This is a genomic window from Streptomyces sp. NPDC002206 (assembly GCF_053593595.1).
Genome location: NZ_JBSFCW010000003.1, coordinates 307,369 through 323,296, shown reverse-complemented (window position 1 = coordinate 323,296; position 15,928 = coordinate 307,369). Strand labels below are relative to the sequence as shown.

The window sequence follows — 15,928 nt, the reverse complement described above, 5'->3', positions numbered from 1 at the left end:
GGGTGGATGCACCGCTTCAGCAGTGCGGAGCGCTGGGTGCACCGCACCACGGCCTGGCTGATGCTGGTGTGCGTGGCGACCGCGGCCTGCCTGTACGTACCCCAGCTCGCCGAACTGGTCGGCCGCCGCCATCTCGTGGTCACCGTGCACCAATGGTCCGGGCTGCTGATCCCCGTACCGCTGCTGGCCGGTCTCGTCTCCCGGGCGCTGCGCGCCGACCTGTCCCGGTTCAACCGGTTCGGACCGCACGACCGGGTGTGGCTACGGGCGGTACGCCGCCGTGACCACCGGCCCGGGTCCCGCCCGGCCGGGAAGTTCAACGCGGGTCAGAAGCTGTACGCGGCCTGGATCGCCGGCGCCGTGCTGGTCATGATCGGCACCGGGGTGCTGATGTGGTTCACCGGTCTCGCCCCGCTGATGTGGCGTACCGGCGCCACCTTCGTGCACGACTGGCTGGCGCTCGCGATCGGGATCGTGCTGGCCGGACACATGGCAATGGCGCTCGCCGACCCGGAGGCACGCCGTGGCATGCGTACCGGGTCGGTCGAGCGCCATTGGGCGCGGACGGAACACCCGCTGTGGGGGGAATCCGACGACGGGCCGGACGATGATCCGGCGCGTCGCCAGGGGCTGTCCGGCTAGAGGATCAGCGACAGCAGCAGGATGAAGGCCAGCGAGACCACGGAGATGATGGTCTCCATCACCGACCAGGTCTTCACCGTCTGGCCGACGCTCATCCCGAAGTACTCCTTCACCAGCCAGAAACCGGCGTCGTTGACGTGGCTGAAGAAGAGCGAGCCCGCACCGACGGCGAGGACCAGCAGCGCCGCGTGCGACGTCGACATGTCGGCGGCGAGCGGGGCGACCAGACCGGCCGCCGAGATCGTGGCCACGGTCGCCGAGCCGGTCGCGAGCCGGATCGCGACGGCGATCAGCCAGCCCAGCAGGAGCGCCGGGATCGACCAGTCCTTGGAGAAGTCCAGGATCATCTGGCCCACACCGGCGTCGATGAGGGTCTGCTTGAAGCCACCGCCCGCACCGACGATCAGCAGCACACCCGCGATCGGGGCGAGGGACTTCTCGACGGTGGTGGAGAGCCGCGCCTTGGTGAAACCGGCGGCCCGGCCCAGCGTGAACATGGCGACTATGACGGCCGCGAGAAGGGCGATCAGCGGCGAGCCGATCACATCGGTGACCCGCTGGACGTGGTTCTCCGGGTTGTCCACGACGATGTCGACGAGGGCCTTGGCCAGCATCAGCACGACGGGCAGCAGGATGGTCGCCAGCGTGGCGCCGAAGCTGGGACGGTGCTCCAGCTCCTCGGACGGGCGCTGCGGGATCATCTTCTCCGGCGCCTTGATGTCCACCCAGCGGGCGGCGTACCGGGAGAAGACCGGGCCCGCGATGATCACCGTCGGGATGGCGACCAGCACACCGAGCGCCAGCGTCACACCGAGGTTGGCGCCGAGGGCGTCGATCGCGACCAGCGGGCCGGGGTGCGGCGGGATCAGCCCGTGCATCACGGAGAGGCCGGCGAGCGCCGGGATACCGATACGCATCAGGGAGTAGTTGCCGCGCTTGGCGACGAGCAGCACCACCGGGATCAGAAGCACGATGCCGACTTCGAAGAAGAGCGGCAGACCGATGATGGAGGCGATCAGCACCATGGCCCACGGCATGGCTCGCCCGCTCGCCTTCGCGAGGATCGTGTCGACGATCTGGTCCGCGCCGCCTGAGTCGGCGAGCAGCTTGCCCAGAATGGCGCCGAGCGCGATCAGGACACCGACACCCGCGACCGTGGAGCCGAGGCCGGCGGTGAAGCTGGCGATCGTCTTGGCGGGGGCGGCGCCGGCGAAGGAGCCGAGCGCGAGTGATCCGATGGTCAGCGCCAGGAAGGCATGCAACTTGAACTTGGTGATGAGCAGAACGATGACGGCGATGCCCGCCAGAACGGCGATGCCCAGCTGTGCGTTACCGGCCGAAGTTATGGGTTCGACGGCGTCCGCTGCCAGCATCTCGACGCTGAGACTGGTCACGGTGATGATCCTTAGACTTCGAGCCGGCGCAACGCGGCGACGGCTCGCTGGGTGATTTCTTCGGGGGTGCCGGACACATCGACGGCGACGCCGGCCTCGTCGTCCTGCAGCGGCTGCAGGGTGGCGAACTGCGAATCGAGCAGTGCGGTCGGCATGAAGTGGCCCTTGCGCTCAGCCATCCGCTCCTCGATGAGGGCGCGGTCGCCGGTCAGATGGAGGAAGACGGCCCCGGGGGCCTCGGCCCGCAGCCGGTCGCGGTAGACCCGCTTCAGCGCCGAACTGCTGACGACGCCGCCGAGTCCGGCCCGGCCGTGCGCCCACTGCCCGATCGCATCGAGCCAGGGCCACCGGTCGGAGTCGTCCAGCGGGATGCCGGCCGACATCTTGGCGATGTTCGCCGCGGGATGGAAGTCGTCGCCCTCGGCGTACGGAACGCCGAGTTCGGCTGCTAGCAGGGGGCCGATCGTGGTCTTGCCGGTCCCTGCTACGCCCATCACCACGACGACGTGGGGGGTGCTCATTGGTGGTGCCTCGCTGTCTCCGTCGACGTCTTCCTCGACATCGGTCCGTCGCGCTACTGAAACCTATACGTACGACTTATTCAAGATGCTGTGACATAAACGTCGTACTTTTTGTTCCTCGAGGGCGCCCCGTAGGCTTTGTGCATGACCACACAGGGCCCCGGGCTGCATACACACGTGCTGGACACCCTGGGCCTGGAGATCGCCGCGGGGGACTGCCCGCCGGGCCAAGTTCTGCGCACCGACGAGCTCGCCCAGCGCTTCGACGTCTCCCGCACGGTCGTACGCGAAGTGGTCCGCGTCCTGGAGTCCATGCACCTGGTCGAGTCCCGGCGCCGGGTCGGTGTGACCGTGCAGCCGACCGAGGCCTGGAACGTCTACGATCCGCAGGTCATCCGGTGGCGACTGGCGGGCACCGACCGGCCGCGCCAGCTGCGCTCCCTGACCGTGCTGCGCTCGGCGATCGAACCGGTCGCGGCGGGGCTCGCGGCACGCCACGCCACGCCGGACCAGTGCGCGGCCCTCACCGAATGCGCGCTCGGGATGGTCGCGACCTCACGCGGTCAGCAGCTGGAGCGCTATCTGGAACACGACATCGCGTTCCACCGGATCGTGCTCAACGCCTCCGGGAACGAGATGTTCGCGCGGCTCGGGGACGTCGTCGCCGAGGTCCTGGCGGGGCGCACCCACCACCAGGTGATGTTCGAGGACCCCGACCCGGCGGCGGTCACACTCCACGTACGGCTCGCGGCGGCGGTGCGGGAGGGCGACGCGGTCGAGTCGGAGCGGCTGACGAAGGAGATCGCCGTGGGCGCCCTGCACGAGCTGGACGTCCTCGCGCCCTGAGGCCGTTCATCAAGGCGCCGTGCACGAGCTGGTCGTCCACCGCACCCTGAGGTCCGGCGGGCCCGGCTTCAGGCACCGGACGGGCTCGCTGTCACATGCTGCAGCCGCGCCGCGGCCGCCGCGAGCATCATCTCCAGCGCCGCCGGATAGCCGCTGCGGCCCATCTCCGCCACCAGCACCGACGCGGTCGCCGCGATGTGCGGATGCGTGGTCCGCTCCTGTCGCGCATACGTCTGCGGCCACGTCTGCACCTCCAGCGCACGGGCCCGCTCCGACAGCACCAGCGTCGACGCGTCCAGCGCCGCGAACGACAGCGTCTGGTCGACGAACACGTGGTAGATCCGCACCGCCTCGCCGTCCGGGAAGCCCGCCCCGCGCAGAATCCCGAGGATGGTCTCCACTGCCTGGATCTCGTGCGTACGGCCGGTGACCCGGGCACATGTCAGCAGGGCCGCCTGCGGATGCGCCAGATAGTCGGCATGCATGCGCAACCCCAGGTCACGCAGGTCGGCCCGCCAGTCACCGGTCGCCCGCCAGCCCGACAGCGTACGGCCGATCAGCTCGTCGGCCACCGCGAGCAGCAGCTCGTCCGTGTCCCGGAAGTACCGGTAGATCGCGCTCGGATCGCACCCCAGGGCGGCGCCGAGCCGGCGCACGGTGAGTGCCGCCGCCCCGTGCTCGCCGATCAGTCGCAGCGCCGTCTCCACGATCAGCTGTTCCGACAGCACCGTGCCCTGCTTGGTGGGACGCCTGCGCCGCCGCGCCCCCTCCGCCACCACCCGCTCGCTCGCACTCATGCGGCGCACCTTATGACAACAGCGTTGACGTGTGGAACCCCCGAGGAGTTCGATGTGCCGCCATCGGGGCCGAAGAGCGCCCCTCGGCGAAGGAGCCACCGTGACGGACTCACCCACCCCCTACGGCAGCGACCCACCAGGAGCCGCGTCCCTCAGGAAGAGCCTCGGCGTCGTCGACGGCTTCGCCATCGCCGCGTCCTCCACCGCCGCAACCACGAGCATCGGCATCGGTCTCGGCGTCACCGCGGGCGCCGTCGGCCTCCATCTGCCGATCATCATGCTGCTCGGATTCCTGCCCATCCTGGGCATCGCGAGCGCCTACTCCCGGCTCAACAGGGTCGAGCCGAACATGGGCAGCGGCTACGTCTGGGTCGGCCGCTCCCTCAGCCCCTGGCTCGGTTTCCTCGTCGGCTGGATCGGCATCGTCTCCACGGTCGTCTTCCTCTCGTACACCACGACGGTCACCGGATCCGCCCTGCTCCAACTCGCGGGCGAGGGCGGGCTGCACACCCTCGCCGGGCTCCACCTCGACCCGGACTCCACCGCCCAGTCGACCGCCCTCGGCATCGCCGTCCTGATCGCCGTCACCTTCACCGCGATCACCGGCATCCGGTCCGCCGCCAATCTGCAGAAGTACCTGCTCGTCTTCGAGTACGTCGTGCTGCTCGGGTTCTGCGGGTACGGACTGGTCGTCGGCCCGCACCCGTTCAGCCTGGACTGGATCAACCCGTTCACCATCCCCTCCGGACAGCAGCTCGCCCAGGGGCTTCTCCTCTCGGTCTTCTGCTACTGGGGATTCGAGTCCTCGTTCAGCGTCAATGAGGAGGTCCGCGACCCGCAGGACGCCTCCAGGGCCGGGCTCATCACCCTCTTCACCATGCTCGGCCTCTTCCTCCTCGGCTCCTTCGCCTTCCAACGCGTCCTCTCCCTGGACGAGTTGACCGGTCACGGCGCGCAGGGGCTCACCTACTTCGGCGACCGGCTCGCCGACCAGCCGCTCGCCGCGCTCCCGCTGATCGCCCTCACCTTCTCCGCCGTGGCCTCCCTCCAGTCCGGTGTGATCCCGACCGTGCGCGGCATGTTCGCGATGAGCCGGGACCGTACGCTCGGCCCGCTCTGGACCAAGGTCAGCCCGCGGTTCGGCACACCGGCGGCCGGAACGGTCGCGATCGGCTGTGTCGCCGCCGCCGTCGCGGTTCTGTCCCTGGTCATCCCGAAGGTCGGCGACCTGATCCTGGCCTCCGTCAACGCGATCGGCGTCGTCGTCTCGGTCTACTACGCGCTCACCGCGCTGGCCGCCGCCGCCCGCTTCCGCGGCCTGCTGCGCGAAAGCCCGTCCGAGGCGCTGCGTGCCGTCGTACTCCCGGTGCTCAGCGCCGTCGTACTGCTCGGCCTCGGCGGCTATCTCTGCTGGTCCTTCTACACCTCCGCCGACCACTTCGCGATCAGCCCGGACAACGGCTGGTTCATGCTCTTCTGCCCGGCGGCCATGCTGTTGTCCGGCGTGGGTGCGGCGGCCTGGGCCAAGTGGGTAAGGAAGTCCCCGTATTTCGTCACGGGCCGCTCCCTCGCCCCGGCCGAACCCGCGGTCATCGAAGCGGCCTGACCCCGAGCGCGCCACCCCACGACTCCCACGGAACGGAACCACCCATGCACCACACCCCCGCCGATCTCGTCCTCACCGGCGGCCCCGTCCTCACCATGGACCCGGCCCGCAGCCGCGCCACCACGGTGGCCGTCACCGGCGACCGCATCACCGCCGTCGGCCACGACGAGGTGCGTGAACTGATCGGCCCGAGGACCGAAGTCGTCGATCTCTCCGGACGGCTGCTCGTTCCCGGCTTCCAGGACGCGCACATCCACCCGGTCACCGCCGGCCTCGAACTCGCGCAGTGCAACCTCACGGAGTCCCGTACCGCGGCGGACACCCTCGCCGCGGTACGGGCCTACGCCGACAGCCATCCGGACCAGGAGTGGATCACCGGCGGCGGCTGGTCCATGGAGGCCTTCGACGGCGGCAGCCCGACCCGGGACCGGCTCGACACCGTCGTACCCGACCGCCCCGTCTTCCTGGTCAACCGTGACCACCACGGCGCCTGGGTCAACACCCGCGCCCTGACGCTCGCCGGCATCACCCGCGACACCCCCGACCCGGCCGACGGCCGCATCGAACGCGACGACCGGGGCGAGCCCACCGGACTCCTCCAGGAGGGCGCCATGGACCTGGTCGCCCAGCACACCCCGCGCTCCACGCCCGCCGACCGGCTCAGCGCCCTGCTCCGCGCCCAGCGCCTCCTCCACTCGTACGGGATCACCGCCTGGCAGGACGCCATCGTCGGCGTCTACGGCTCGATGGACGATGCGTCCGACGCCTATCTGACCGCAGCCCTCGACGGATCGCTCACCGCCCGTGTCGTCGGCGCCCTGTGGTGGGACCGCGAGCGCGGCGCCGAGCAGATACCCGAACTCGTCGCCAGGCGGAAGGAGCTGACAGGCGGACGGTTCCGGGCCGGCTCGGTGAAGATCATGCAGGACGGGGTGGCCGAGACGGGCACCGCCGCCCTGCTCACCCCGTACCTCGACGCCTGCGGCTGCGCCACCGCCAACAGCGGTACCAGCTTCGTCGACCCCGTCGAGCTGCGCCGGTACGTCACCGAACTCGACGCCCTCGGTTTCCAGACCCACTTCCACGCCCTCGGCGACCGCGCCGTGCGCGAGGCACTCGACGCCGTCGAGGCCGCCCGCACCGCCAACGGCCGCACCGACACCCGGCCCCACCTCGCCCACCTCCAGATCGTCCACCCCGACGACATCCCGCGGTTCCGCGAGCTCGGTGCCACAGCCAACATCCAGCCGCTGTGGGCCGCCCATGAACCGCAGATGGACGAGCTGACCATCCCCTTTCTCGGCGACGAACGCGCCGCGCTGCAGTACCCGTTCGGCGCGCTGCTGCGGTCCGGCGCAACCGTCGCGGCGGGCAGCGACTGGCCGGTCAGCAGCGCCGAACCGCTGCACGGCATCCACACGGCGGTCAACCGGATCGCCCCGGACGGCGAGGGACCGGTCTTCCTGCCCGGGGAGCGCATCGGACTCACGGCCGCCATCGCCGCGTACACGGCAGGATCGGCCCATGTGAACCACCTGGACGACACGGGCTCCATCCGTGCCGGAGCCCTCGCCGACATGGTGGTCCTGGACCGCGACGTGTACGCGGGCCCGCCCGAGGAGATCGGCGCCACCCGCGTCCTCCAGACATACGTCGGCGGACGTCGGGTCCACGACACGGAGGCCTGACACAACCGGCGGGCGGCCCCCGAGGAATCTCCGGTGGGGCCGCCCTGCCGCGCGCCACCGCGCCACCGCTGCCGTGACACCCACCCACCGCGTACGGTTGTCCGCGTTCGATCACCGGGCATCGGTCGCACGTCACAGAAGCCCGGACCGTCACGAAAAGGGAGACCGCGGTATGGCGCAGCAGGTACAAGGGGTCATCGCACCGGGGAAGAACGAGCCGGTACGGGTCGAGACGATCGTGATCCCGGACCCCGGCCCCGGCGAGGCCGTCGTGAAGATCCAGGCGTGCGGCGTCTGCCACACCGACCTGCACTACAAGCAGGGCGGCATCAACGACGACTTCCCGTTCCTGCTCGGCCATGAGGCCGCGGGCATCGTGGAGTCCGTCGGCGACGGCGTCACGGACGTCGAGCCCGGCGACTTCGTCATCCTCAACTGGCGTGCGGTCTGCGGGCAGTGCCGGGCGTGTCTGCGCGGCCGCCCCTGGTACTGCTTCAACACCCACAACGCCGGCCAGAAGATGACGCTGCTGGACGGCACCGAGCTGTCGCCCGCGCTCGGCATCGGTGCGTTCGCCGAGAAGACCCTGGTCGCCGCGGGCCAGTGCACCAAGGTCGACCCCGAGGTCTCCCCGGCCGTCGCCGGGCTGCTCGGCTGCGGCGTCATGGCGGGCATCGGCGCCGCCATCAACACCGGCGAGGTCGGCCGCGGCGACTCGGTCGCCGTCATCGGCTGCGGCGGCGTCGGCGACGCGGCCGTCGTCGGCGCGCGGCTGGCAGGCGCGGCGAAGATCATCGCGGTGGACATCGACGACCGCAAGCTGGACATGGCGAAGAAGATGGGTGCCACGCACACCGTCAACTCCCGCTCCACCGATCCGGTCGAGGCGATCCGCTCCCTGACCGGCGGCAACGGCGCCGACGTCGTCATCGAGGCGGTCGGCCGCCCGGAGACGTACAAGCAGGCGTTCTACGCCCGCGACCTCGCCGGCACCGTCGTCCTGGTCGGCGTCCCCACACCGGAGTTGCAGCTCGAACTTCCGATGATCGACGTGTTCGGCCGCGGCGGCTCACTCAAGTCCTCCTGGTACGGCGACTGCCTGCCCTCGCGCGACTTCCCGATGCTCATCGACCTGCATCAGCAGGGCCGGATCGATCTCGGCGCATTCGTCACCGAGACCATCGGACTCGGCGACATCGAGCAGGCCTTCACCCGGATCCACGGCGGCGACGTGCTGCGCTCGGTGGTGGTCTTCTGATGACCGCCCGCATCGACCACCTCGTCACGTCCGGCACGTTCGCCCTCGACGGCGGCGAGTGGGACGTCGACAACAACGTCTGGATCGTCGGCGACGACACCGAGGCGATCGTCATCGACGCCGCCCATGACGCCGCTGCCATCGAGGCCGCGCTGGGCGGCCGTACGCTGCGCGCCATCGTCTGCACGCACGCGCACAACGACCACATCGACGCGGCCCCGGACCTCGCCGACGCCACCGGTGCACCGATCCTGCTGCACCCCGACGATCTGCCGCTGTGGAAGCAGACCCACCCGCACCGCACCCCCGACGCCGAACTGGCCGAGGGCCAGGAGCTGGAGATCGCCGGGACCACGCTCCAGGTCCTGCACACGCCCGGTCATGCCCCGGGTGCGGTCTGTCTGTACGCCCCCGAGCTGGCCACCGTCTTCACCGGGGACACGCTCTTCCAGGGTGGCCCCGGCGCCACCGGACGGTCCTTCTCGCACTTCCCGACGATCGTCGAGTCGATCAGGGACCGGCTGCTCGCGCTGCCGGCGGAGACCACCGTCCGTACCGGACACGGCGACTCCACCACGATCGGCACGGAGGCGCCCCACCTGGACGAATGGATCGCCCGGGGCCACTGACCGCGCCGGGTCTCACCGGTCCGGCCATGCCGACAGCCGCAGCCCGCTCTCGAAGCGGCGCGGCTCGCCCGTGACCGGATCGGTGAACTCCAGGACCCGGGCCAGGAGTTGCAGCGGACGCGTCCAGTCGTCCGCCGCACCCTCCGGTTCGATCACCGGATAGACCGGATCGTGGACGAGCGGCAGCCCCAGACTGTTCATGTGCACCCGCAGTTGATGGGTCCGTCCGGTGGCGGGCAGCAACCGGTAGCGACCCAGCCCCTCCCGGTGCTCCAGCAGTTCGATCCGGCTCTCGCTGTTCGCCTCGCCCGGCTCCTCCCGGGCGGCGATCACCCCGCGCTCCTTGACGATCCGGCTCCGTACCGTACGGGGGAAGGCGATCGAGGGGGCGTACGGTGCCACCGCCTCGTACTCCTTGCGCACCAGCTTGTCCCGGAACAGCGTCTGGTACGCACCCCGGTCCTCGGGCCGTACGACGAAGAGCACCAGGCCCGCGGTCAGCCGGTCCAGACGGTGCGCGGGCTGCAGCGACGGCAGCCCCAGCTCCCGGCGGAGCCGCGCCACGGCCGTCTCGGTGATGTGCCTGCCGCGCGGTGTCGTGGCAAGGAAGTGCGGCTTGTCGGCGATGACGAGCCGGGCATCGCGGTACACCACACCGACCGGGAACGGCACCGGCTCCTCGGGCGCGAAGTCCCGGTGGAACCAGAGGAAACGGCCTGCCGTGTACGGCTCGTCGGGGGCCACGGGCCCCTGCACCGAGACGAACCGGCCCTCGGCGAACATGGCGTCCACCCGGTCCGCCCCGATCGCACCGGCGAACCGCGCCAGCAGATGATCGCGGACCGTCGCCCACTCCTCGCCCGGATCCTCGGGGAGCCGCACCCTGACCGGGTCGATCCCGTCCCGCTGCGGGAGAGGCGCCGACGGAGGCTTCGCGCGGCCTCTCACCGCGCAGGCCCTGCCTGCTCATCGGCGTCCGGGGCGCGGCGGCTCGAGGTGCTGGTGGTCATGGTGCGGCAATCCTGTCACAGCGTCGGCGCAGGTCACCGACGGCTGTGCGGGCACGCTCCACCGGCATCGGACGGGCGGCAGCGCCCTCTCCTCGGTGGCCGCAGCCGATGCGCTCGGCCCCCGCGGCCACCGAGGAGGAACGGGGCCCTGCTCACCTCCTGCTCACTCCACGGTCGAGAACACGAACGAGAACTCCGCCGCGGCCGCGTCGAGCCGGTACTGCGGCAGCACGCCCGGCCCGCACGACTGCGAACCGATGCCCTGCACCGCGTGATCCAGATTGACCCAGACGGTCTCCCCGGCCATCAGATCCGGCAGATGCTCCGCCGCATCCAGCTGTTCGCTCGTCCACCGCCGGGCGGTGAACCAGAACGGCGCACGCCCTTCGGCCCGCAGGCCCGCACCGCCGCCGTCCGTCAGCTCCGCCCACCGGACGCCGGCCCGCGCGCCGTTCTCCTGCGGCCGGACGTACGGGGTCTGCATCGCGTCCACGGGCATCTCCCACCGCCCGAGCACCGACGCGGCCCGGGTGTCCGGGTACGCCTCGCCGGGGCCGCCGCCGAACCACCGAGCCCCGCCGTACGCGGCAGGCAGCCCGAACCGGACCCCGAGCCGGGGCAGCGGCACCCGCCAGTCGCCCTCGGGTGCCACGGACACGGTGAGCCCGAGCCGTTCCCCGTCGGCGGTCCATCGGTACGCCGTACGCAGCCCCAGGTCCACCCCCGCGGGCGCCACCCACGTCCGTACGGTCAACGAGTCCTCGCCCACCTCCACGGCGTCGATCCGATGGTGCATCCGATGCAGCCCCAACTCCCGCCACCGCAGCCCGTACCGCTCGTCCGGCTGCCAGGCCGCACCGTTGTCGTTGTCGGTCGGCGCCCGCCACACATCGAGCCGCAGCCCCTGAACCGGCACGCCCCCGAGCCGCACCAGCGCCCCGCTCCGCGCGTCGAAGACACCGTGCCCGAGCGTGACCGTCCCCTCACCCGTCTCCGGACGCGAGCCCACCGCGGCCGCGGCCGGGACCGCCGCATCGACCTCCACCTGCCCCCACGCCACCACATGCCCGCGCTCCGCCCACGCGGTGTCCTCGGCGAGCAGTGCCCGCACGGTCCATACGCCCGCGCCGTCCCCGGGGAGCCGAACCTCGGTGTGGGCTCCGGGTGCCAGGTCGGGCACGGTGAGCGGGCCCGCGCCGCGGATCTCGCCGTCCACCTCGTGCGACCAGACGAACTCCACGTGGTCCAGCCCTGCGAAGTCGTACCCGTTACCGATCCTGACCGTGCCCGCCGACGTCCCGGCCTCGATCCGTAGCGGCTCGATGACCTTCTTGTACTCGATCAGCCCGGGGGAGGGAGTGCGGTCGGGGAAGAGCAGTCCGTCGCAGACGAAGTTGCCGTCGTGGAGTTCCTCGCCGAAGTCCCCGCCGTAAGCGAAGCCGTGCTCCGGGTGGGCGAGACCGTGGTCGATCCACTCCCAGACGAACCCGCCCTGGCAGCGCTCGTACTGCTCGAAGAGCCGCTGGTATTCGCTGAGCCCGCCGGGGCCGTTGCCCATCGCGTGCCCGTACTCGCACATGATGAACGGCATGGCGCGCCGCCGGGCGTCCAGCTCCGGATCGCCCCACGGTTCCTCGGCCCGCTTCCCGATCAGCTCGACCTCGGCGTGCGTCGGATACATCCGCGAGTAAAGGTCGACGTCCTTGCAGGACAGATCGCCCTCGTAGTGCACCAGCCGGTCCGGATCCCGGCCCTTGATCCACTCGGCCATCGCGGTCAGTCCGCGCCCCGACCCGCATTCGTTGCCCAGCGACCAGATGATCAACGACGCGTGGTTCTTGTCGCGCTCGACCATCCGCGCGGCCCGGTCGAGGAGCGCCGGGGTCCACCGTTCGTCGTCGACCGGGTTGTTGCGCCACTCCAGGTCGACAAAGCCATGAGTCTCCAGATCGCACTCGTCGATCACCCAGAGCCCGAGCTCGTCGCAGAGATCCAGAAACGCCGGATGCGGCGGATAGTGGCTGGTCCGTACGGCATTGATGTGGTGCCGCTTCATCAGCACCAGATCCCGCCGCATCGTCTCCGCGTCCACGGCGCGCCCGGTCTCCGGATGGAACTCGTGCCGGTTCACCCCACGGAACAGCACGCGCCGGCCATTGACCTGGACGACCCCGTCCTCGACGACGACGGTACGGAAGCCGATCCGCAACGGGATCCGCTCGCCCGGTGTCACCAGCTCGCCGTCGTACAGCCGGGGCGTCTCGGCGGTCCACGGCTCGACCGGCACGGTCACCGCCTCACCCGTCGCGACGTCGACCCGCAGCTCGGGCACGACCACCCGGCCCCCGGCCCCGTCGCACTCCACCCGCAGGGTCCCGGCCCCGGCGCGGTGGTCGTAGCCGGCGTGCACGAAGAAGTCCCGGGGCGAACCCTGTGGCCGGTGCAGCAGCGTGACGTCCCGGAAGATCCCGGGCAGCCACCACTGGTCCTGGTCCTCCAGATAGCTCCCGGACGACCACTGGTGCACGCGGACGGCCAGGACGTTGCCCTCGGCCCGCACGATGCCGCCGACCGCGAACTCGTGCGGCAGCCGCGACCCCTTGAAGTCCCCCAGCACCTCGCCGTTGAGCCAGACCCGGGCGGCGGACTCCACCCCGTCGAACCGCAGTACGACGTCGCCGTCCGCCGGCCATCCGTCGGGGAGATCGAAGGTCCGCAGGTGGTCACCGGTCGGGTTCTCGGTCGGAACGAGCGGCGGGTCGACCGGGAACGGGTAGACGACATTGGTGTACGCGGGCGCTCCGCCGACCCCTTGCAGTACCCAGTGCCCGGGCACCGCGACCGTTTCCCAGCCGGAGGCGTCGAACCCGGACCGTGCGAACGACGCGTCCTCGGCGGTCGCGGTCGGCGAGAGCCGGAACCGCCACTCCCCGTTCAACGACATCCGCAGCGCGTCCGACCCCGCATACCAGGACCGGGGCGGCAGTCCGCCCGATCCGGGAGACACGTCCATGTGCCAGGGGAGAGAGTGGCTGTCCGTACGGCTCATGATTCTCCTTGCTCGGCAACGCCCGCTTCGCTGCTGGACGTTAGCCAGGGATGAACCGTTTCAACAAGGGGGCGGAGAGCGGCACCGGGCGGAGAAGCGGCCAGGGCAGCCAGGGGTGCGCAAGGCGTCGGCGCGCGGAAGCGGGGCTCCGGGCGGGACCGTCGGCGCGGCCGGCAGCGTCGGGCGTGCCGGGCGCGTCATTGGCCCGGTTGCGTGACATTCCCGCCCCGCCCGGACCGCTCTGCGCGCCGGGTCAGGGCCGCTCGCCGCGCTCGGTGTTCCCTTCCTGGGGAAGATGGTGCGGTGCGCAAAGGCTCGCTTCTGCTCCCGGCAGGACGGTGCGGTGACGCCGCAACGCCCTTCCCGCAAGCGACTGCCGGTTCAGCGGCCCGCCCGGCGGCGATGTCTGCCGACGGACGGGCCGCCCTGAGTGCCGAAGGAGAAGTCGTGGTGGCTGGAAGTACCGGTGAGGTCCGGAGCGCGATGTCCGCGCGGCTCGTGGCAGGGCAGAAAGCGCTGGTGACCGGGGCCAATTCGGGTATCGGCAGGGCGACCGCGATCGCACTCGGACGGGCCGGTGCGGACGTCGTGGTCAACTACGTCGTCGGCGAGGACGAGGCCGAGAAGGTCGTCGCGGAGATCAAGGGTCTCGGAGTCCGCGCCTACGCCCACCAGGCCGATGTCTCCGACGAGGACCAGGTCGTCGGCATGGTCGCCCGCATGGTCGAGGAGTTCGGCACCATCGACATCATGGTGGCCAACGCGGGCCTCCAGCGGGATGCGCCGAGTGTGGAGATGACGCTCGCCCAGTGGCAGAAGGTCATCGACGTCAACCTCACAGGCCAGTTCCTCTGCGCGCGGGAGGCCGCCAAGGAGTTCGTGCGGCGCGGCGTGGTACCGGAGGTCTCCCGGGCTGCCGGGAAAATCGTCTGCATGAGCTCGGTCCACCAGATCGTCCCCTGGGCGGGCCATGTGAACTACGCCTCCTCCAAAGGCGGCGTGGGCATGATGATGGAGACCCTCGCACAGGAGCTGGCCCCTCAGGGGATCCGGGTGAACGCCGTTGCGCCCGGCGCCATCCGCACCCCCATCAACAGGAGCGCCTGGGACACCCCCGAGGCCGAGGCCGACCTCCTGCGGCTGATCCCGTACCGCCGGGTCGGGGAGCCGGAGGACATCGCCAACGCCGTCGTCGCGGTGGCATCCGATCTGCTCGACTATGTCGTGGGCGCCACGTTGTACGTGGACGGCGGAATGACACTCTTCCCCGGCTTCGCCACCGGAGGCTGAGCCCCGCCGGCGGCCCGGGCCGCACCCCGCCGACAGGGGAACCCGGCGGGGATTTTCGCCGCACGTCAGCGGAGCCGTTCGACGATGTGGTCGCCGACCCGCAGGGCATTGGCGATGGCGGTCAAGGACGGATTCACCGCGCCGATGCTCGGGAAGAAGCTGGTGTCGACGACGTAGAGGTTGTCCAGGTCATGGGCCCTGCAGTTGATGTCCAGCGCCGAACTCCTGGGATCCGTACCGAATCGAATCGTGCCGGCCTGGTGTGCGGTGGCCCCGATCGGCATGCCCTTGTGCAGATAGAGGCTGTGGTCCAGCAGGTGGTGCGGATGCATCCCCAGCTGCCCGAGCATCTCCTGCAGCCGGTGCCGGAGCTTCGTGAGCCCCGTCATGTTGTTCTTCTCGTCGACCGACAGATGGAGACTTCCGTCGCCGTCCAGCGTGACGCGGCTGTCCGGCAGCGGAAGGTTCTCCCCGCACAGCCAGAAGTCAGCGCGGCGGAGTTCACCGCCCCACAGGCGACCACCACGATGTCGGCGGCGAAGCGTGCGGTCGAGCCGTCCTCGAGCTCCGCGACCACCTGGGTGACCGTGCGTCCGGTGGGGTCCGTCTCCAGCCGGCGCACATCGGCTCCGTTGATCATGCGCACGTTGTCGTGTTCGAGGGCGGGGTCGACGCAGATCACTCCAGGTCGTCGCTGAGCTGCTGGATCCGAGGCTCGTGCCGGACCGGTGGATGGGGGTACTGCGCACTGGCCGGCCCCTCGGTGGGATCCTCGCCGTGCCTGCCGTGCACCAGGTAGAGGTGCTCGGCCTCGGTGTAATACGGCTCGAGGTCCGCGTAACGGATGGGCCAGGCCGGGGAGATGCCGTCGTGGTGGCGCAGTTCACCGAAGTCCTCGGGCCGCAGACGGAACAGCGCGGCGCCGTAGAACTTGGTGTTGCCCCCGACGTAGTAGTTCACCTCGGGGGTGAACTCATGGCCGTGTCTTCGTACCAGGTCTCGGGCGCAAGGTACTTGGCCTTCACGAACACCGCGGTCGAGTCCCAGTTGTCGATCTCACGGGGTAGGTAGCCGCCCCGCTCCAGGATCAGGACGCGCTTGCCCGAGGGGGCCAGCCGGTGGGCGAGTGTGCCCCCGCCCGCCCCGGTACCGATGATGATGACGTCGTAACTCCGGTCGTCCGGCATGAGAGCTCCCC

At 70.6% G+C, this 15,928-nt stretch carries 12 protein-coding genes and 1 pseudogene; 7 read left to right on the top strand and 6 right to left on the bottom strand.

Annotation, left to right across the window (positions count from 1 at the left end; translation table 11 throughout):
- Positions 1-6 precede the first annotated feature (6 nt).
- Positions 7-642 (top strand): cytochrome b/b6 domain-containing protein, encoded by a 636-nt coding sequence (locus ACWCP8_RS09605; protein WP_352266629.1) that lies wholly within the window; start codon positions 7-9, stop codon positions 640-642.
- On the opposite strand, the gene ACWCP8_RS09600 is transcribed toward ACWCP8_RS09605, so the two are convergent.
- Both ACWCP8_RS09600 and ACWCP8_RS09595 read right to left on the bottom strand, forming a co-directional pair.
- Entirely contained in the window at positions 639-2,036 is a 1,398-nt protein-coding gene (locus ACWCP8_RS09600; protein ID WP_326602718.1) for a GntT/GntP/DsdX family permease, read from the bottom strand. The genes ACWCP8_RS09605 and ACWCP8_RS09600 overlap by 4 nt on opposite strands.
- A gap of 11 nt (positions 2,037-2,047) precedes the next feature.
- Positions 2,048-2,557 carry a gluconokinase gene (locus ACWCP8_RS09595; RefSeq protein ID WP_352266487.1) on the bottom strand — a complete coding sequence of 170 codons (510 nt, stop codon included), beginning with the start codon at positions 2,555-2,557 and terminating at the stop codon, positions 2,048-2,050.
- Between the two features lie 144 nt (positions 2,558-2,701).
- Here ACWCP8_RS09595 and ACWCP8_RS09590 point away from each other — a divergent pair, with 144 nt between their 5' ends.
- On the top strand, positions 2,702-3,403 hold the full coding sequence (locus ACWCP8_RS09590; RefSeq protein ID WP_352266486.1) for a FadR/GntR family transcriptional regulator: 702 nt from the start codon (positions 2,702-2,704) through the stop codon (positions 3,401-3,403).
- A gap of 68 nt (positions 3,404-3,471) precedes the next feature.
- On the opposite strand, the gene ACWCP8_RS09585 is transcribed toward ACWCP8_RS09590, so the two are convergent.
- Positions 3,472-4,200, bottom strand: a complete 729-nt coding sequence (locus ACWCP8_RS09585; protein WP_352266485.1) for a TetR/AcrR family transcriptional regulator — start codon at positions 4,198-4,200, stop codon at positions 3,472-3,474.
- 52 nt (positions 4,201-4,252) lie between these two features.
- Here ACWCP8_RS09585 and ACWCP8_RS09580 point away from each other — a divergent pair, with 52 nt between their 5' ends.
- The 4 genes from ACWCP8_RS09580 (at position 4,253) to ACWCP8_RS09565 (ending at position 9,381) form a co-directional block, all read left to right on the top strand.
- Positions 4,253-5,806 (top strand): APC family permease, encoded by a 1,554-nt coding sequence (locus ACWCP8_RS09580; protein ID WP_451115136.1) that lies wholly within the window; start codon positions 4,253-4,255, stop codon positions 5,804-5,806.
- Positions 5,807-5,850: 44 nt separating this feature from the next.
- On the top strand, positions 5,851-7,494 hold the full coding sequence (locus tag ACWCP8_RS09575) for an amidohydrolase (RefSeq protein ID WP_451115134.1): 1,644 nt from the start codon (positions 5,851-5,853) through the stop codon (positions 7,492-7,494).
- Between the two features lie 172 nt (positions 7,495-7,666).
- Complete coding sequence (locus tag ACWCP8_RS09570) at positions 7,667-8,752, top strand: S-(hydroxymethyl)mycothiol dehydrogenase (RefSeq protein WP_352266482.1); 1,086 nt, start codon at positions 7,667-7,669, stop codon at positions 8,750-8,752.
- Entirely contained in the window at positions 8,752-9,381 is a 630-nt protein-coding gene (locus ACWCP8_RS09565) for an MBL fold metallo-hydrolase (RefSeq protein WP_356002177.1), read from the top strand. Before ACWCP8_RS09570 ends, ACWCP8_RS09565 begins: the two co-directional genes overlap by 1 nt.
- 12 nt (positions 9,382-9,393) lie before the next feature.
- Here ACWCP8_RS09565 and ACWCP8_RS09560 read toward each other — a convergent pair whose 3' ends face one another.
- A complete protein-coding gene (locus ACWCP8_RS09560; RefSeq protein WP_352266480.1) occupies positions 9,394-10,329 on the bottom strand; it encodes an RluA family pseudouridine synthase in 936 nt (311 codons plus the stop codon).
- A gap of 225 nt (positions 10,330-10,554) precedes the next feature.
- Entirely contained in the window at positions 10,555-13,440 is a 2,886-nt protein-coding gene (locus ACWCP8_RS09555) for a glycoside hydrolase family 2 TIM barrel-domain containing protein (RefSeq protein ID WP_451115131.1), read from the bottom strand.
- A gap of 483 nt (positions 13,441-13,923) precedes the next feature.
- On the opposite strand from ACWCP8_RS09555, the gene ACWCP8_RS09550 reads away from it, so the two are divergent.
- On the top strand, positions 13,924-14,730 hold the full coding sequence (locus tag ACWCP8_RS09550) for an SDR family oxidoreductase (RefSeq protein WP_352266628.1): 807 nt from the start codon (positions 13,924-13,926) through the stop codon (positions 14,728-14,730).
- Positions 14,731-14,795: 65 nt separating this feature from the next.
- Here the strand turns inward: ACWCP8_RS09550 and ACWCP8_RS09545 are convergent.
- Positions 14,796-15,917 (bottom strand): annotated as a pseudogene (locus ACWCP8_RS09545) (GMC oxidoreductase).
- Positions 15,918-15,928 lie beyond the last annotated feature (11 nt).

Bases quoted from the DNA above. Each gene is read 5' to 3' on its own strand.
- ACWCP8_RS09580 (WP_451115136.1), top strand. From the start codon at position 4,253: ATGTGCCGCCATCGGGGCCGAAGAGCGCCCCTCGGCGAAGGAGCCACC.
- ACWCP8_RS09585 (WP_352266485.1), bottom strand. From the start codon at position 4,200: ATGAGTGCGAGCGAGCGGGTGGTGGCGGAGGGGGCGCGGCGGCGCAGG.
- ACWCP8_RS09575 (WP_451115134.1), top strand. From the start codon at position 5,851: ATGCACCACACCCCCGCCGATCTCGTCCTCACCGGCGGCCCCGTCCTC.
- ACWCP8_RS09555 (WP_451115131.1), bottom strand. From the start codon at position 13,440: ATGAGCCGTACGGACAGCCACTCTCTCCCCTGGCACATGGACGTGTCT.
- ACWCP8_RS09605 (WP_352266629.1), top strand. From the start codon at position 7: ATGCACCGCTTCAGCAGTGCGGAGCGCTGGGTGCACCGCACCACGGCC.
- ACWCP8_RS09570 (WP_352266482.1), top strand. From the start codon at position 7,667: ATGGCGCAGCAGGTACAAGGGGTCATCGCACCGGGGAAGAACGAGCCG.
- ACWCP8_RS09565 (WP_356002177.1), top strand. From the start codon at position 8,752: ATGACCGCCCGCATCGACCACCTCGTCACGTCCGGCACGTTCGCCCTC.
- ACWCP8_RS09590 (WP_352266486.1), top strand. From the start codon at position 2,702: ATGACCACACAGGGCCCCGGGCTGCATACACACGTGCTGGACACCCTG.
- ACWCP8_RS09595 (WP_352266487.1), bottom strand. From the start codon at position 2,557: ATGAGCACCCCCCACGTCGTCGTGGTGATGGGCGTAGCAGGGACCGGC.
- ACWCP8_RS09550 (WP_352266628.1), top strand. From the start codon at position 13,924: ATGTCCGCGCGGCTCGTGGCAGGGCAGAAAGCGCTGGTGACCGGGGCC.